The sequence below is a fragment of the Kutzneria chonburiensis genome, assembly GCF_028622115.1.
GTDB lineage: Bacteria > Actinomycetota > Actinomycetes > Mycobacteriales > Pseudonocardiaceae > Kutzneria > Kutzneria chonburiensis.
Genome location: NZ_CP097263.1, coordinates 4,439,066 through 4,452,607 on the forward strand (window position 1 = coordinate 4,439,066; position 13,542 = coordinate 4,452,607).

Genomic DNA, 13,542 nt, shown 5'->3' on the forward strand with positions numbered 1-13,542 from the left:
ACAACCTTCGGGCTGGACAAATGGCGCCGCCCCGCCCTGCCGCGATTCTAGCCGGTGGCAGCGGAGCGTGACTCCACGCTGGGCCGAATCGGTGAGGAACTTGCGTGAAGACTACCCGGTGGGCAAATTATCAACCTCATGAGGCCGGCTTCGCTGTCCGCACTCGCCGCGTTCCTGGTCGTCATCTCGCTGACGACGCCACCGTCCGCCACCGCGGAACCGACGACCCCGCCACCGGTCCAGGTGGACGGCACCAGCAAGCCGATCGGGCCGGGCACCACCCTGTCCACGTTCAGCCGGGTCGACCCCGACGGCTGGCTGAGCGGCACCGTACTGACCGCGGACCTGAGCAATCCACGGCTCACGGTCGGCCTGCTGACGCCGCCGCACGTGGGCCAGGTCCAGACCGTGACCACGATGGCCACCGCCCAGCACGCCTTCGCCGGCGTGAACGGGGACTTCTTCGACATCAACAACACCGGCGCGCCGCGCGGTGTCGAAGTGTCGAACGGGCAGCTGGTCAAGGGCCCGTGGACCGATCCGACCCCGTGGCGGCCGTCGGTCGGTGTTGACGTCAACGACATCGGGCGGATCGTGAACGCCTATCTGGACGGCAAGGTCACGCTGCCGTCCGGGCCGTTGCCGTTGGACGGCCTGAACCAGGAGCAGGCCCCGCCGAACGGTCTCGCGGCGTTCACGCCGGCGTGGGGCACCGCCTCCCGCGCCTTCTACAACGTGACCAAGGTTCACGAAGTGGCCGTGGTCAACGGGGTTGTGGCGGGACACGATCCGGGACCGATTCCGGACAACGGATTCGTGCTCGCCGGCACCGGTTCCGATGCGGATCTGCTGGCGGCACTGCACATCGGCGATCCGGTGTCGGTCACGTACGGGCCGCGGACGGAGCCGGCGAACACCTTCCGGACGCTGATGGGCGTACGGGACGTGGCCGTGCGGGACGGGCAGGTGCAGACCCTGGACGATACGGCGATCAACCCGGAGACGGCGATCGGGTTCTCCCAGGACGGCAAGAAGATGCAGCTGGTCGTGATCGACGGCCGGACGCCGGCCAGCCGGGGCGTGACCGAGCAGCAGCTGGCATACATCATGCGGCAGCGCGGGGCCTACAACGCCGTGATCATCGACGGCGGCGGCTCTTCCACACTGGTCAGCCGCGACGCCGGCACGCCCGATGTGTGGCAGCGCAATGTGCCGTCGGACGGCGTGGAACGCGAGGTGGGCAACGGAATCGGGCTGTTCGCCGCGCCCGGCAGCGGCCGGCTGACAGGCATCGATCTCACCACCGGTGACAAGGTGTTCACCGGCCTGCACCGACAGCTCAAGGCGACCGGCTACGACGAGGAGTACGGCCCGGCCGATCTCGGGACGCCGCACTGGTTCGGGGCGGACCGCAACGGCCTGGTCACCGGGCGTCAACCCGGCACGGCCCAGGTCGCGGTGGCAGCCAAGGGAATCAGCCAGCCGGGCAAGATCCAGGTGCTGCCGGCGTTGGCCCGGATCACCGCCACACCGAAGACGGTGTCGCTGCTGGCCGGCCAGACCGCACGCGTGCAGGTCACCGGCTACGACGCGATCGGCGAGTCGGCGGCCATCGATCCCGTCGACATGACCCTGGACTACGACCACTCGCTGGTCGGCATCGCCCCGAATCCCGACGGCACGCTGGCGCTCACGCCGAAAACGCCTCAGGGCACCGGCGTGGTCACCGTGCGCGTCGGCGGCCACGTGTCCAAGTTCGGCGTGACCATCGGGCTGAAGTCCGAGCCGGTGACCGGTTTCGACGACGTGACCGGCTGGAAGTTCAGCTCGGCCCGCGGTTCCGGGGCGATCAGCCAGGCCGGCGGCGCACTGCGGCTGAATTTCGACTTCACCAAGTCGACCGAGATCAGGACGGCGGTGGCGACGGCCCCGACGCCGATCCCGGTCGACGGCGCCACGCGGCAGTTCCAGCTGTCGGTCAACGGGGACGGCAAGGGCGAGTGGCTGGCCGCGCTGATCACCGACGCGTCCGGGGCCAACAGCTCGGTCTACGGCGAGCACGTCACGTGGAACGGTTGGCAGCGAACGACTTTCACCGTGCCGACGACGGTGAAGCAGCCGATCACCGTGCGCGGCGTGGAGGCGATCGAGGCAACCAGGGCCCGGTACAGCGGGCAGCTGGACTTCGACGACCTGACCGCCGGGGTGGCGCTGCCGGTCACCGTGCCGCCGGAACCACCGGTGCTCGACCCGCTGGTCCGCGAACAGTCCACTTCGGACGGTGGCATGGCCGTGCTGTCCACCGTGACCGACCGGACGCTGGCCGAGGCCGTCGCATCGCACCCGAAGTTCCTCGTGGTCGACGGCACCACGCCCGACACGAAGGCCAAGGTCGACGCGGCGGTGCAGGGCCGGTTCCCGGTGTACTACTCCCCCGGCCGGGACTACGGGCCCGACTGGACGAGCGTGTTCGGGCCGGACCACCAGTCGTTCGTACGGGACGGTATCCGCTATGTGCTGCTGAACTCGGCCACCGGTGCACTTCGCACGTCTGACTACGCACAACTGGCCGACCTCAGGGGCCAGTTGACGGGCCGGGTGGTCGTCGTCACCTACGGGATCAGCGACCCCAATGAGCGGCGAATGCTCGACCATTGGCTGCCGCACGGCGCCGAGGTGATCGAGGCCACCGGCCCAACCGGCGTCGAACGGGACGACGGCCTGCCCTGGATTCACGTGCCGACATCGGACCTCGGCTGGACGACCGTCACCGACCAGGTCGAATTCCGACCCGTACTGGACGGAATCACCGTCGCCGTCGACCCCGACAAGATCACCGCGACGAGCACGACGGGCCTCCCGCTGCGCTACCCGATGAGCGTGACGTGGACCGGCAGCCGCGGCGTGCACATCGGCGACATCCGGTGCGGCTGGGGCGACATCCTGGCCTTCGACCCGTCGACCGGCGACTACAAACGCTGCCGGCCGGGGCCGGCCGCCCTGACCATCACGACCAACCACGTCAGCCAGACAGTCACGCTATGACAAGGAAAAGCGGCCCCCGGCAGAGCCGGGGGCCGCTTTGTCACGCCTCTGCCGTTACGCGTTTCGGCACGAACAGCGAGCCGGCCGCGCCGACCACGCCGAGCACACCGGCCACGATGAACGCGGCCCGCAGCCCGGTGGCGTCCGGCGAGGTGCCCGAGACCGTGGCCAGCGTGGCCACCGCGACGAACAGCGTCGTACCGAACGCGCCCATGACCTGCTGCAACGTCGCCATGATCGCGCTGCCGTGGGAGTACAGGTTCTCCGGCAGGTCGTTCAGGCCGGCGGTGAACAGCGGCGTCATCATCAGGCCGAGGCCGGCCATCAGCAGCACGTGGATGCCGATCACCGCGATCAGCGGCGAGTCCGGCCCGAGCACGGCGAACAGCCACAACGCCACCGCCATGGCGATCGCGCCCGGGATGACCAGCGGCCGCGCGCCGATCCGGTCGAACAGCGCGCCGACCGGACGGCCGAGCAGGCCCAGCACCAGACCGCCGGGCAGCACGGCCAGGCCGGTCACGAAAGTGGTCTGGTGCAACACGGTCTGGAGGTACAGCGGCAGCAGGATCGCGCCCGCGCCGATGAGGCACATGAACAGCACGCTCGTCAGCACGACGGCGACCAAGAAGCTGCGATAGGTGAACGGCCGCAGGTCGAGCAGCGCCCGGTCCTCACGCTGAAGCCGCAGCTGGCGCCAGGTGAACGCGACCAGCGCGATCGCGCCGACCACCACCGACACCCACGGCGGCACCGGCTGCGACGACGGGTCGCTGCTGCCGGACAGGCCGAACAGCACGCCGCCGAAACCCAGCGCCGACATGATCACCGACGGGATGTCCAGCGGCACCGAGCGGGTCTCGCTGTCCAGCTTGAGCAGGATGGAGCCGGCGATCAACGCGGCAACGGCCAGCGGCAGCACGATGCCGAACATCCAGCGCCAGCCCAGCGAGGACAGCACCGCGCCGCCGATCGTCGGGCCGATGGCCGGGGCCACCGCGATGACGATGGTGATCGTGCCCATGGTCTGGCCGCGGCGTTCCGGCGGCACCAGCTTCATCACCGTGGTCATCAACAGCGGCAGCATCACCGCGGTGCCGCAGGCCTGCACGATGCGGCCGACCAGCAGCATCGGGAAGCCGGCGGCCACCGCGCACAGCAGCGTGCCGAGGCTGAACGCGGTCAGCGACACGAGGAACACCTGGCGCGGCGTGAGCCGTTCCAGCATGAAGCCGGTGGTCGGGATGACCACCGCCATGGTCAGCAGGAAGCCGCTGGTCAGCCACTGCGCGGTGGTGGTCGGGATGCTCAGGTCGACCGTGAGGTCCCGCAGCGCCACGCTCAGGATGGTCTCGTTGAGGATCATCACGAACGCGGACAGCACCAGGATCCCGATCAGGAGCCAGGATCGTGACGGCGCGCGACTCTCGGCTGCGTGCGTCATCTGGACGGTGTGTGTCATGAGTGGGATCCCCCGAGTGGACAGGCGCCACCATCATGACACGTAGGACGTTCGGCAGGACCCCGATTATTCCGTCGGCACGGCACGTCAACGGCCCATCACCGCTGGTCAGCGGTAATGGGCCGATGGCGTGAACTATGTTATGTCCGACCTTTACTTCTGGGCGAAGTCCTTGCGGCTGAGCATGTTGCTGATCTGGCCGGCGTCCAGCGCCTTGGGCTCGGCCACGTGCACCATGGACACGACCTCGCGGCCGAGCAGGCCGGCGCCGATCCAGCCGAACAGGATGCGCACCTTGCGGTTGAAGGTCGGCATCTTGGCCACGTGGTAGGCGCGGTGCGCGGCCCACGCGGTCCAGCCCTTGCCCTTGGTGTTGTAGACGTCCGCGACACCCTTGTGCAGGCCCAGGCTGGCGACCGCGCCCACGTTCTTGTGGAAGTAGTCGGTGACCTTCTTCTCCCGCAGTGAAGCCAGGATGTTGTCGGCCAGCACCTTGGCCTGGCGCACGGCGTGCTGCGCGTTGGGCGGGCAGGTGGCCTCGGGGTCGGCGTCGCGCTTGGACAGGTCCGGCACGCTGGCGCAGTCGCCGGCCGCCCAGATCACGCCCTCGTGGCCCTGCACCTGCATGGCGGCGTTGGCCACCACGCGCTTGCGCTGGTCGAGCGGCAGACCGGCCTCGGCCAGCACCGGGTTGGCGGTGACGCCGGCGGTCCAGATGATCGTGTCGCTGTCGTACTCGGTGCCGTCGGACAGCTGCACGTGGCCGTTCTCCACGCTCTGCGCGAAGGTCTTGAGGTAGACCTCGATGCCGCGCTGGCGGAGCTTGTCCACGGTGTAGACGCCGAGGCTCTCGCGGACCTCGGGCAGGATGCGCGGCGCGGCCTCGACCAGCACCCAGCGCATGTCGTTGGCCTCGATCGTGGAGTAGTACTTCAGCGCCGAGCGGGCCATGTCCTCGAGCTCGCCCAGGGCCTCCACGCCGGCGAAGCCGCCGCCGATGACGGTGAAGGTGAGCAGCTTCTTGCGGGTGGCGGCGTCGGTGGTGCTGGCCGCCAGGTCCAGCCGCGACAGCACGTGGTTGCGCAGGTAGACGGCCTCGCCGATGGTCTTGAGGCCGATGCCGTGCTCGGCCAGGCCCGGGATCGGCAGCAGGCGGGTGACCGCGCCGAGGGCGACGACGAGGGTGTCGTACGGGATCTCGTCGACCGAGCCGCTCTCGGTCTTGACGGTGACGACCTTGCGGTCGGGGTCGACGGCGGTGACGCGCGCGGTGCGCACGTGGCAGCGGTCGAGGGTCCGGCGCAGCGGGACGGTGACGTGGCGCGGCTCGATGGAGCCGGCGGCCGCCTCGGGGAGGAACGGCTGGTACGTCATGTGCGGCTGCGGGTCGATCACCGTCACGGACGCCTCGTTGGAGCGCAGCTTCTTCTGGAGGCGCAGCGCGGTGTAGAGGCCGACGTAGCCTCCACCGAGCACGACGATCCGAGCGGGCTGCTTGCTGCTGGCCACGGCCAATCCCCTCCGGGTTTGATACACCAATGCACTGAATGCACCGACGTACTGAGTGTAGAGCTGTATCGTGTCAGCCATGGGGCTTTCTGACAGTGACGTCAGCCACGCATCGGAGTCGGCGCCGCGCAAACGGGTGCACACGAAAGCGCGACTACTCCGTGCGGCGGTGGAGGTCCTCGCGGAGCGTGGCTACCACGCGTCGTCGATCGACGAGATCTGCGCCCGGGCGGGCTACACCCGAGGTGCTTTCTACTCCAACTACACCAGCAAGGACGAGCTGGTGGTCGAGGTGTTCGACCAGTACGCGACCCAGCGCCGAGAGCGGCTGGCCGTGCTGGCGGCCAGCGATGTGACGGCGGACATGCTGGCCAGGGAGCTGCTGGAGCTCAACGAGCAGGACAGCGCGCTGAGCACGGTGATCCTCGAGTTCCGCATCCACGCGGTGCGCAATCCGGACCTCGTCGCCCGGTTGGACCAACACGACGACGAGGCGTCGACGGCGTTCGGTGAACTCTTGGCGAAGGTCCTGCCGGCCGACTCGGCGCTCGCGGCGGTGCCGCCGAAGCAGCTCGCCACCTTCCTGCTGGCGCTGCGCGCCGGCACGCTCACCCGGATCCTGCACGGCGGCACCAGCGCCACTCAGGCCAGCGACGCATTCCACACCGTGCTCAGCACGCTCATTTCGATCAGGTGATCGACGATATGACGTTGACTACCCTCTGTGGAAACACCTGCCCTGGTAAGAGGTAGGATGGGGGACGCTCCGCGGCTGCCGTCAGCCGGCTCGCGGGTATTGGCCCGTCTGGCACACTGTTTGAGTGGAAACCCACTCGGGGGTACGCCTCACATGATCAAACAGCAGAACACTGCTTGCCCTGCCACCGACGAGTTCCTCGCCGCGGTGGATATCGGTGCTGGTCAGCGCGTATTGCAGGTCGCGGTCGGCGATCGTCTGTTCGATCCGGACGACGTCACCACCGTCACCGGCGACGCCGCTTACCTCGGCGACCCCCTCGGGGGACCGTACGACCGCATCGTGGTCACCGCGGGGGTGGCCGGCATCTCGCCGCACTGGTTGGATCAGCTGGCCCCGGGCGGCGTGATCTACGCCCCGGTGGCCCACGGCGGTATGCACCCGGTGCTCGCCGTCACCAAGCGCGCCGCCGGCCCGCACGCCCGCCCGGTGCTGTGGGGCGACTTCCCGCCCGCCACCGGCCCGCTGCGCCCCGACGCGCTGTTCCACGACCCGGACCGCGTGCTGCGCGGCCCCGCCACGTACCGGTTGCCCGGCGGCCACCTGGCCCTGTCCGAGGACAACTACCAGGACCTGTGGTTCTTCCTGGCCGCGCGGGACGCCCGGATCACCAGGGCCGAGCTGGACGACCCGGACTTCGACCCGGACCGCGGCCGGCTGGCCAAGCACGAGCCGGCGCACGGCACGGCGTGGATCCAGACCGACGGCTCCATCACCGCGGTCGGCGAGGGCAGCACCACCGTGCTCAACCTGCTGCTGGCCCAGGCCACCCAGTGGGACAAGACGCTGGACCGGCCGCGCTTCACCCAGTGGCAGTGCGGTTTCCAGCTCGACGACCTGGTCAGCCACCCGCTGTGGCTGCCGCACCGCTGGCAGCTGTCGACGCCGGCCACGACCCGGTTCAGCCCCGTCGAACCGCGAGCGCGTCGCTGGCCGTCAGAGACGCGGCCAGCGGCAACGTCGCCGCGCCGACCGCGACCAGTTGCGGCCCCCAGCCGCTGAGCATCGCCTCGACGCCCGTGCCGAGCAGGGCCCGGCCTACCCCCGCCAGGTAAGCCGGGGCCGCCCGCCCGGCCAGTACGACGCGGTCCAGGTCCAACAGGTTCACCAGGTCCATCACGGCCACGCCGAGCAGGTCGCCGGCCCAGGCGACCTCGGCGTCATCGAGCTGCGCAAACCGCGTGAGCACCAGGGATTCCGGCACGGGCGCATCCGCCGCCCTGGCCACCACCGCCACCGGCCCGCACAGCGCCTCCACGCAGCCGCGCCGCCCGCACACGCACTGCGGCCCGTCCAGGCTCAGCACCTGGTGCCCGAACTCGCCGGCGTTGGTCTTCCCGCCGCGATAGACGCGGCCGTCCAGCACGAGGCCGGCGCCGATACCGGTGCCGACGTAGATCATCGCCGTCTGCCGGGGCAGGTCGGTGGTCCACAGCTCGGCCAGCACCGCCGCGTTGGTGTCCTTGTCGACGATCACCGGCAGCTCCAGCGCGTCCGTCAACATCGGACCGAGCGCGGCGTTTTCCCACCCGGGCAAGCGATTCGCGTGATGCAGCACGCCGGTGCGGTGGTCGAGCGGGCCCGGGCAGCCGACGCCGACCCCGGCCAGCGTCGCCGGGTCCACAGTGGACGCGAGCCGGCGGATCGGCGCGGCCAGCTCGGCGATCGAGCCGACCAGCCCGGGGTGGTGCTCGGCCCGGACGACCCGGCCGGCCAGATCGATCAGCACCAGCCGGAGCTCGTCCCGGTCGAGGTGGACGCCGATGGCGTGCCGGGCCGGCGGCACCAGCCGCAGCAGCGTCGTCGGGCGGCCGACCGTTTGGGCAGCCTGACCCGCCTCCGCGACCAGTCCGGCCTCGATGAGCCTGGTCACGATCTTCGACACGGCCTGGGCGGTCAGTCCGGTGAAGGCGGCCAGGTCGGCGCGGCTGGTACCGTCGCGGCGACGGATCAGGTCCAGCACCACGCCGGCGTTGTGGTCGCGGAGGGCGCCGAGATTCGCGCCAGGTTTGCTTTGCATTTACGCAACAGTGTTGATTAACTCGGGCCATGCACGCAAGCACCGATCTGCGGGTGGGACTGCTCGGCTACGGCATCGCGGGCGCCGTCTTCCACGCCCCGCTGATCGCGGCCACCCCCGGCCTGCGGCTGTCCGCCGTCGTGACGGCCAACCCCGAGCGCAAGGCCCAGGTCGCCGCCGACCATCCGGAGACCGTGGTCCTCGACCGGGCAGAGCAGCTCTGGTCCGAGGAGCTGGACCTGGTCGTCGTGGCCACGCCCAACCGCACCCACGTGCCGCTGGCCACCGAGGCGCTCGACCACGGCTTCGCCGTGGTCGTGGACAAGCCGTTCGCGCCGACCGCCGAGGAGGCGCGCAAGCTCACCGCGCACGCCCGTGAGCTCGGCCTGCCGCTGGCCGTGTTCCACAACCGCCGGTGGGACAACGACTTCCGGACCGTGCGGCAGCTCATCGAGGCCGGCGAGCTCGGCACCGTGCACCGCTTCGAGTCCCGGTTCGAACGCTGGCGGCCCACCCCGAAGGGCGGCTGGCGCGAGCTCGGCGACCCGGCCGAGGCCGGCGGCGCGCTGTACGACCTCGGTTCGCACCTGATCGACCAGGCCCTCCAGCTGTTCGGGCCGGTTCGCTCCGTGTACGCCGAACTTGACCGCCGCCGGGCCGGTGTGCAGGTCGACGACGACTCCTTCGTGGCCCTCACACACAAGAGCGGCGTCCGGTCGCACCTGTGGATGGGGGCGCTGACCCCGCAGCTCGGGCCGCGGATGCGGGTGCTCGGCGACAAGGCCGGGTACGTCAAGTTCGGTTTGGACGGTCAGGAGGACGCCCTGCGGGCCGGCAACCGCCCCGGCGGTCCGGAGTGGGGTGTCGAGCCCAGCTCGCTGTCCGGGCAGGTCGGCGTGGACGGCTCGGTGCGGCGCGTGACCTCCGTTCCCGGCGCGTACCAGGACTTCTATGCCCTGATGCGTGACGCCGTGCGCGGCGAGGGGCTCGTGCCGGTCACGCCCGAGGAGGCCATCGCCGTGCTCGAGGTCATCGAGCAGGCCCGCGCGGTGGCGTGAGAGTCTGTCGGCTGATCCTTTCGGCGGCAGGAGAGCTCATGGCACGGCGGCTGTTTCCCGACACCAAGCGCACCATCGGCGCCGGGACCCTGGCTGTGCTCATCGTCATCGCCGTGGAGCTGTTCGGCGGGCTCGGCCCCGGGGCCATGCTGTGGGAGAAGGCGGTGTCCCTGGTCGGGGCGTTCGCCTTCCTCGGTGTCATGGTGGTGGCCATCCGCAACCTGGGCAACGTCGTCGTGCGGCAGACCCAGTCGCACATCGGCATCAGCCACGCCGGCATCATCCGGCTGGGCATCTCGCTGATCGGCTACCAGGTCGCCGTGGTCACCGCGTTGGGGCTGCTCAACGTCAGCCTCGGGCAGCTGCTCGTCGGCGGCGCCCTGACCGGCGTCGTGGTCGGCATCGCCTGCCAGCAGTCCCTCGGCAACCTGTTCGCCGGGCTGGTGTTACTGGTGTCGCGGCCGTTCAACATCGGCGACCAGATCGTGATCCACTCCGGCTCGCTCGGCGGGCCGCACCTGGGGCAGGTGGTGGAGATGGGGCTGGTGTACGTGGTGCTGGAGACCGACGACGGCGTGATCCGGCTGCCCAACAGCGCCGTGCTGGCCGCCGGCGTCGGCCCACGCCCGGTCACCGACCCCGAGCCCGCGGCGCTCGACGCCCCCGACCCGGTTCCCGGGGTGTCCGCCGACCCGTCGGCCTCCCCCGCCCCGGCAGCCGCCGCCGCTGCCGCCACTCCCGCCGACTCCCCCAGGCCCCCCGCCACCTGAGTGGCTCACTTGAACACCCCCAGCCCCACCTGAGTGGCTCACTTGGCCCCCAGCCCACGTGAGTGGCTCACTTGACCGTCTCCGCCCCACGTGAGTGGCTCACTTGGCGCTGGAAGCCAAATGAGCCACTCACGTGGCCGAAAAATGCCAAATGAGCCACTCAGGTGGCCGGATCACGAAGGGCCGGCATGAAGGTTCGCCCTGTCTCCTTCGACGTGCTCGTCGCCGAGCTGGCCGATCGGATCGCCGACCTGGGGTCTTCCCGGCTCCGAGTCCTGATTGACGCCGCCCCGGCGGCCAACCCCGCGGCGCTGGCCGATGCCCTGGTCGATCCGTTACGGCTGCGCGGCCGGGCCGTGGTTCGCGTGTCGGCCAAGGACTTCCTGCGGCCGGCGTCACTGCGTTTCGAGCACGGGCGCACCGATCCCGACTCGTACTTCGAGGACTGGCTCGACGTCAACGGCCTGGCCCGCGAGGTCCTCGACCCGGTCGAGCCCGGTGGCACCGGCCGCGTGCTGCCGTCCCTCTGGAACGCCGAGACCGACCGGGCCAGCCGAGCGTCCTATGTGGACGTTCCCGAGAGCGGGATCGTCTTACTGGACGGGGGTTTGCTGCTCGGCCGATGGCTGCCGTTCGAGCTCACCGTCCACTTGGACATGTCCCCCGCCGCGCTGCGCCGCCGCACCCCGGCCGACGACCACTGGACCCTGCCCGCCTTCGACCGCTACCGCGCCGAGGCCGAGCCGGCGACCGTCGCCGACGTCGTGGTGAAGATGGACGATCCGCATCACCCGGCCCTCATCGAACCCTAGACTCGCGGCCATGACCTGGTCCTTCGCCACCGCACGGGTGCCGGCCACGTTCGCCGCCGCCATCGACGAGCAGGCGAACATCGAGCACGCCGCCGGCGACGGGCAGACGCTGTGCGGCCTCGACCTGGCCCGCATGGAGATCTACCGGCACCTCTTCGGCGGCCGCAGCACGCCGAACTGCCCCGACTGCGCCGCCGCCGTGGCCGCCGCGCCCACCGAGCCCTCGTACCAGGAACGCCTGCACGATCGCGTTCTCGCTGCCGAGCCGAGTCGGCTGCGCGACGACCTCCTCGCGGCCCTTCGCGGCGGTGCCGAACTGCGGCTCGGGATCAACGGCCCCGCCGCGGGCATCACCCGGCATTACGCCCAGCTCGACCGGCTCGCCGAGGGCCGCGAAACCCTCGCTGCGGCGTTGTCCACCGCCACGCGTGTGATCATCAACGAGGTGGTCGACGGCGGCGGGGACTTCGTGGTCGTGCAGGCCGACGGCGCTCCCCCGGTGCTCGGCCGACGGTCCGCCTGACGTCACAAACCCGGGCCCTGCCCTGTCTTAGCGGCATGAGCCAAGCACTGGAGTCCAAGACCGGCGTCGACGGGCCGGTCACCGTGATCAAGAACTACGCCGTGCCGGCGGCCGAGGCCGACTACTTCGTCGAGGTGTACCGGGAAAACGCCCGGATGCTGACGACCCACCCGGGCTTCATCCGGTCCCGCCTGCACCGGGCACTGGCCGACGGGCCGGAGGAGGCCCGGTTCGTGCACATCGCCGACTGGAGCTCGGGCACGGCGTTGGACAAGGCGACGGCCGATCCGGCGTGGCGGGCATCGCTGCACCAGATGTTCACCGATCCCGGTCTGCACATCACGTCCGAACCGGCGGCCTACCGCATCGCGGTGGAGCTCAATCCCTCGTGAGGTCAGGCCGCCATGCCGAGTGGGACGCGCGTGCTGACGCGGCGGATCAGCCGGGCGTACGACGCGATCATCCGGCGGCGGCCGAACTCGGCCCGGGCGGCGCGGAGGGCGGGGGCGAATTCGGGGCGGCGGGCCAGCGCCTCGCACCAGGCGTCGGCAATGGCCAAGGGGTCCGAACCGGTGAGCAGGCCGCGGCCGGCGACGATGGCCGGGCAGTCACCGACGGCGGTGGCCACGGGAACGGCGCCGCACATCATGCCCTCGATCAAGCACAGCGGAGCGGCCTCGCCGAAGGCGGAGGTCAGCGCCACGACGTCCGCGGCGGCGAAGAGCACCTGGGGATCGTCGCGGACGCCGAGGCGGTGCAGGCGCGCGGACGTCTCCAGGCCGACGGCGGCGAGATCGTCGGCCAGCAACGGGTTCGCCGCGGTCATGCCCGCCCCGCACAACACGACGTGGGCGTCGGGCCGAGCGGCGAGGAAAGCGCTTGCGGCGGCCAGGAACAGTGGCACGTTCTTCATCTCGTCGTAGCGAGCGGCGAAGACGATCACCGGGGCGGCGGCGCCGATGCCCACCGACCGACGAAAGCGGGCGCGGGCCACCCGGTCGGGCCGGAAGCGGCGCAGGTCGACGCCGTTGGGAATGACCTCGAGCAGGGAGTCGGGAATCCCGGCGGCGCGATAGGCGTCCCGGGTCGACTCGGCGCAGCACACCAGCGCGGCGACGACCCCGGTCGCCACGGCCACCCGCAGCGAATCCAGCGCCGCGCCCTGGTTCTCCGGATCGGACCGGTGCAGGCAGGTGATCACCGGCTTGCGCACGTCGGCCTGGTTGACCAGACGCAGCGGCTGCTCCTTGAGCGTCAGCACGACGTCCACATCGGACACCGCCCGCTCGAACGCGGCCAGCTCCAGCGAGTCGAACGCCGCAGGACCCGTGCTGCCGGAACGCAACGCGGACACGGCAAGCCCGGCCGCCACCAGCTTGCGGTAGCAGGCGTCGTCCTCCATCCGCTGCACGGTGGCCTCGCGACGGGCCTGCCCGTGCAGGCTCAGCACGCGATGGGACTGCCCGCGGCCGTGCAGGCCGGCCAGCACGTCGCTGTGCAGAATGCGCGCGCCACCGCTGAAGAACCCCTCGTAGAGGGACAGCGCCCTGATCTCTCCGCCCACCCGCACATGGTGTGGCACATCG

General features: G+C 70.6%; 12 protein-coding genes. 8 read left to right on the plus strand and 4 right to left on the minus strand.

Annotated features, from left to right (window positions below):
* Positions 1-138 precede the first annotated feature (138 nt).
* Positions 139-3,045, plus strand: a complete 2,907-nt coding sequence (locus M3Q35_RS19740) for a phosphodiester glycosidase family protein (protein WP_273943379.1) — start codon at positions 139-141, stop codon at positions 3,043-3,045.
* A 40-nt stretch (positions 3,046-3,085) separates the two neighbouring features.
* Here M3Q35_RS19740 and M3Q35_RS19745 read toward each other — a convergent pair whose 3' ends face one another.
* Positions 3,086-4,507 (minus strand): MDR family MFS transporter, encoded by a 1,422-nt coding sequence (locus M3Q35_RS19745; protein ID WP_273943381.1) that lies wholly within the window; start codon positions 4,505-4,507, stop codon positions 3,086-3,088.
* Between the two features lie 153 nt (positions 4,508-4,660).
* Entirely contained in the window at positions 4,661-6,016 is a 1,356-nt protein-coding gene (locus M3Q35_RS19750) for an NAD(P)/FAD-dependent oxidoreductase (protein WP_273943382.1), read from the minus strand.
* Positions 6,017-6,095: 79 nt separating this feature from the next.
* Here M3Q35_RS19750 and M3Q35_RS19755 point away from each other — a divergent pair, with 79 nt between their 5' ends.
* Positions 6,096-6,713, plus strand: coding sequence for a TetR/AcrR family transcriptional regulator (locus tag M3Q35_RS19755; protein WP_273943383.1), 618 nt, complete (start codon positions 6,096-6,098; stop codon positions 6,711-6,713).
* A gap of 153 nt (positions 6,714-6,866) precedes the next feature.
* Positions 6,867-7,775: a hypothetical protein gene (locus M3Q35_RS19760; RefSeq protein WP_273943384.1), complete on the plus strand. Its 909-nt coding sequence runs from the start codon at positions 6,867-6,869 to the stop codon at positions 7,773-7,775.
* Here M3Q35_RS19760 and M3Q35_RS19765 read toward each other — a convergent pair.
* Complete coding sequence (locus M3Q35_RS19765) at positions 7,675-8,793, minus strand: ROK family transcriptional regulator (RefSeq protein WP_273943386.1); 1,119 nt, start codon at positions 8,791-8,793, stop codon at positions 7,675-7,677. The two genes, M3Q35_RS19760 and M3Q35_RS19765, sit on opposite strands and share 101 nt — an antisense overlap.
* Positions 8,794-8,822: 29 nt before the next feature.
* Here M3Q35_RS19765 and M3Q35_RS19770 point away from each other — a divergent pair, with 29 nt between their 5' ends.
* From M3Q35_RS19770 to M3Q35_RS19790, 5 genes are all read left to right on the plus strand, one after another.
* A complete protein-coding gene (locus tag M3Q35_RS19770; protein WP_273943388.1) occupies positions 8,823-9,851 on the plus strand; it encodes a Gfo/Idh/MocA family protein in 1,029 nt (342 codons plus the stop codon).
* A gap of 38 nt (positions 9,852-9,889) precedes the next feature.
* On the plus strand, positions 9,890-10,621 hold the full coding sequence (locus tag M3Q35_RS19775; protein ID WP_273943389.1) for a mechanosensitive ion channel domain-containing protein: 732 nt from the start codon (positions 9,890-9,892) through the stop codon (positions 10,619-10,621).
* 188 nt (positions 10,622-10,809) lie between these two features.
* Entirely contained in the window at positions 10,810-11,433 is a 624-nt protein-coding gene (locus M3Q35_RS19780; RefSeq protein WP_273943391.1) for a nucleoside/nucleotide kinase family protein, read from the plus strand.
* 10 nt (positions 11,434-11,443) lie between these two features.
* Positions 11,444-11,956 (plus strand): hypothetical protein, encoded by a 513-nt coding sequence (locus tag M3Q35_RS19785; RefSeq protein WP_273943392.1) that lies wholly within the window; start codon positions 11,444-11,446, stop codon positions 11,954-11,956.
* Positions 11,957-11,991: 35 nt separating this feature from the next.
* Complete coding sequence (locus M3Q35_RS19790; protein WP_273943393.1) at positions 11,992-12,348, plus strand: antibiotic biosynthesis monooxygenase family protein; 357 nt, start codon at positions 11,992-11,994, stop codon at positions 12,346-12,348.
* Between the two features lie 2 nt (positions 12,349-12,350).
* On the opposite strand, the gene M3Q35_RS19795 is transcribed toward M3Q35_RS19790, so the two are convergent.
* On the minus strand, positions 12,351-13,520 hold the full coding sequence (locus tag M3Q35_RS19795) for a glycosyltransferase (protein WP_273943394.1): 1,170 nt from the start codon (positions 13,518-13,520) through the stop codon (positions 12,351-12,353).
* Positions 13,521-13,542 lie beyond the last annotated feature (22 nt).

What these genes read in the sequence shown, in the direction of transcription:
- M3Q35_RS19740 (WP_273943379.1), top strand. Translation starts at nt 139, where the DNA reads ATGAGGCCGGCTTCGCTGTCCGCACTCGCCGCGTTCCTGGTCGTCATC.
- M3Q35_RS19745 (WP_273943381.1), bottom strand. Translation starts at nt 4,507, where the DNA reads ATGACACACACCGTCCAGATGACGCACGCAGCCGAGAGTCGCGCGCCG.
- M3Q35_RS19755 (WP_273943383.1), top strand. Translation starts at nt 6,096, where the DNA reads ATGGGGCTTTCTGACAGTGACGTCAGCCACGCATCGGAGTCGGCGCCG.
- M3Q35_RS19760 (WP_273943384.1), top strand. Translation starts at nt 6,867, where the DNA reads ATGATCAAACAGCAGAACACTGCTTGCCCTGCCACCGACGAGTTCCTC.
- M3Q35_RS19765 (WP_273943386.1), bottom strand. Translation starts at nt 8,793, where the DNA reads ATGCAAAGCAAACCTGGCGCGAATCTCGGCGCCCTCCGCGACCACAAC.
- M3Q35_RS19770 (WP_273943388.1), top strand. Translation starts at nt 8,823, where the DNA reads ATGCACGCAAGCACCGATCTGCGGGTGGGACTGCTCGGCTACGGCATC.
- M3Q35_RS19775 (WP_273943389.1), top strand. Translation starts at nt 9,890, where the DNA reads ATGGCACGGCGGCTGTTTCCCGACACCAAGCGCACCATCGGCGCCGGG.
- M3Q35_RS19780 (WP_273943391.1), top strand. Translation starts at nt 10,810, where the DNA reads ATGAAGGTTCGCCCTGTCTCCTTCGACGTGCTCGTCGCCGAGCTGGCC.
- M3Q35_RS19785 (WP_273943392.1), top strand. Translation starts at nt 11,444, where the DNA reads ATGACCTGGTCCTTCGCCACCGCACGGGTGCCGGCCACGTTCGCCGCC.
- M3Q35_RS19790 (WP_273943393.1), top strand. Translation starts at nt 11,992, where the DNA reads ATGAGCCAAGCACTGGAGTCCAAGACCGGCGTCGACGGGCCGGTCACC.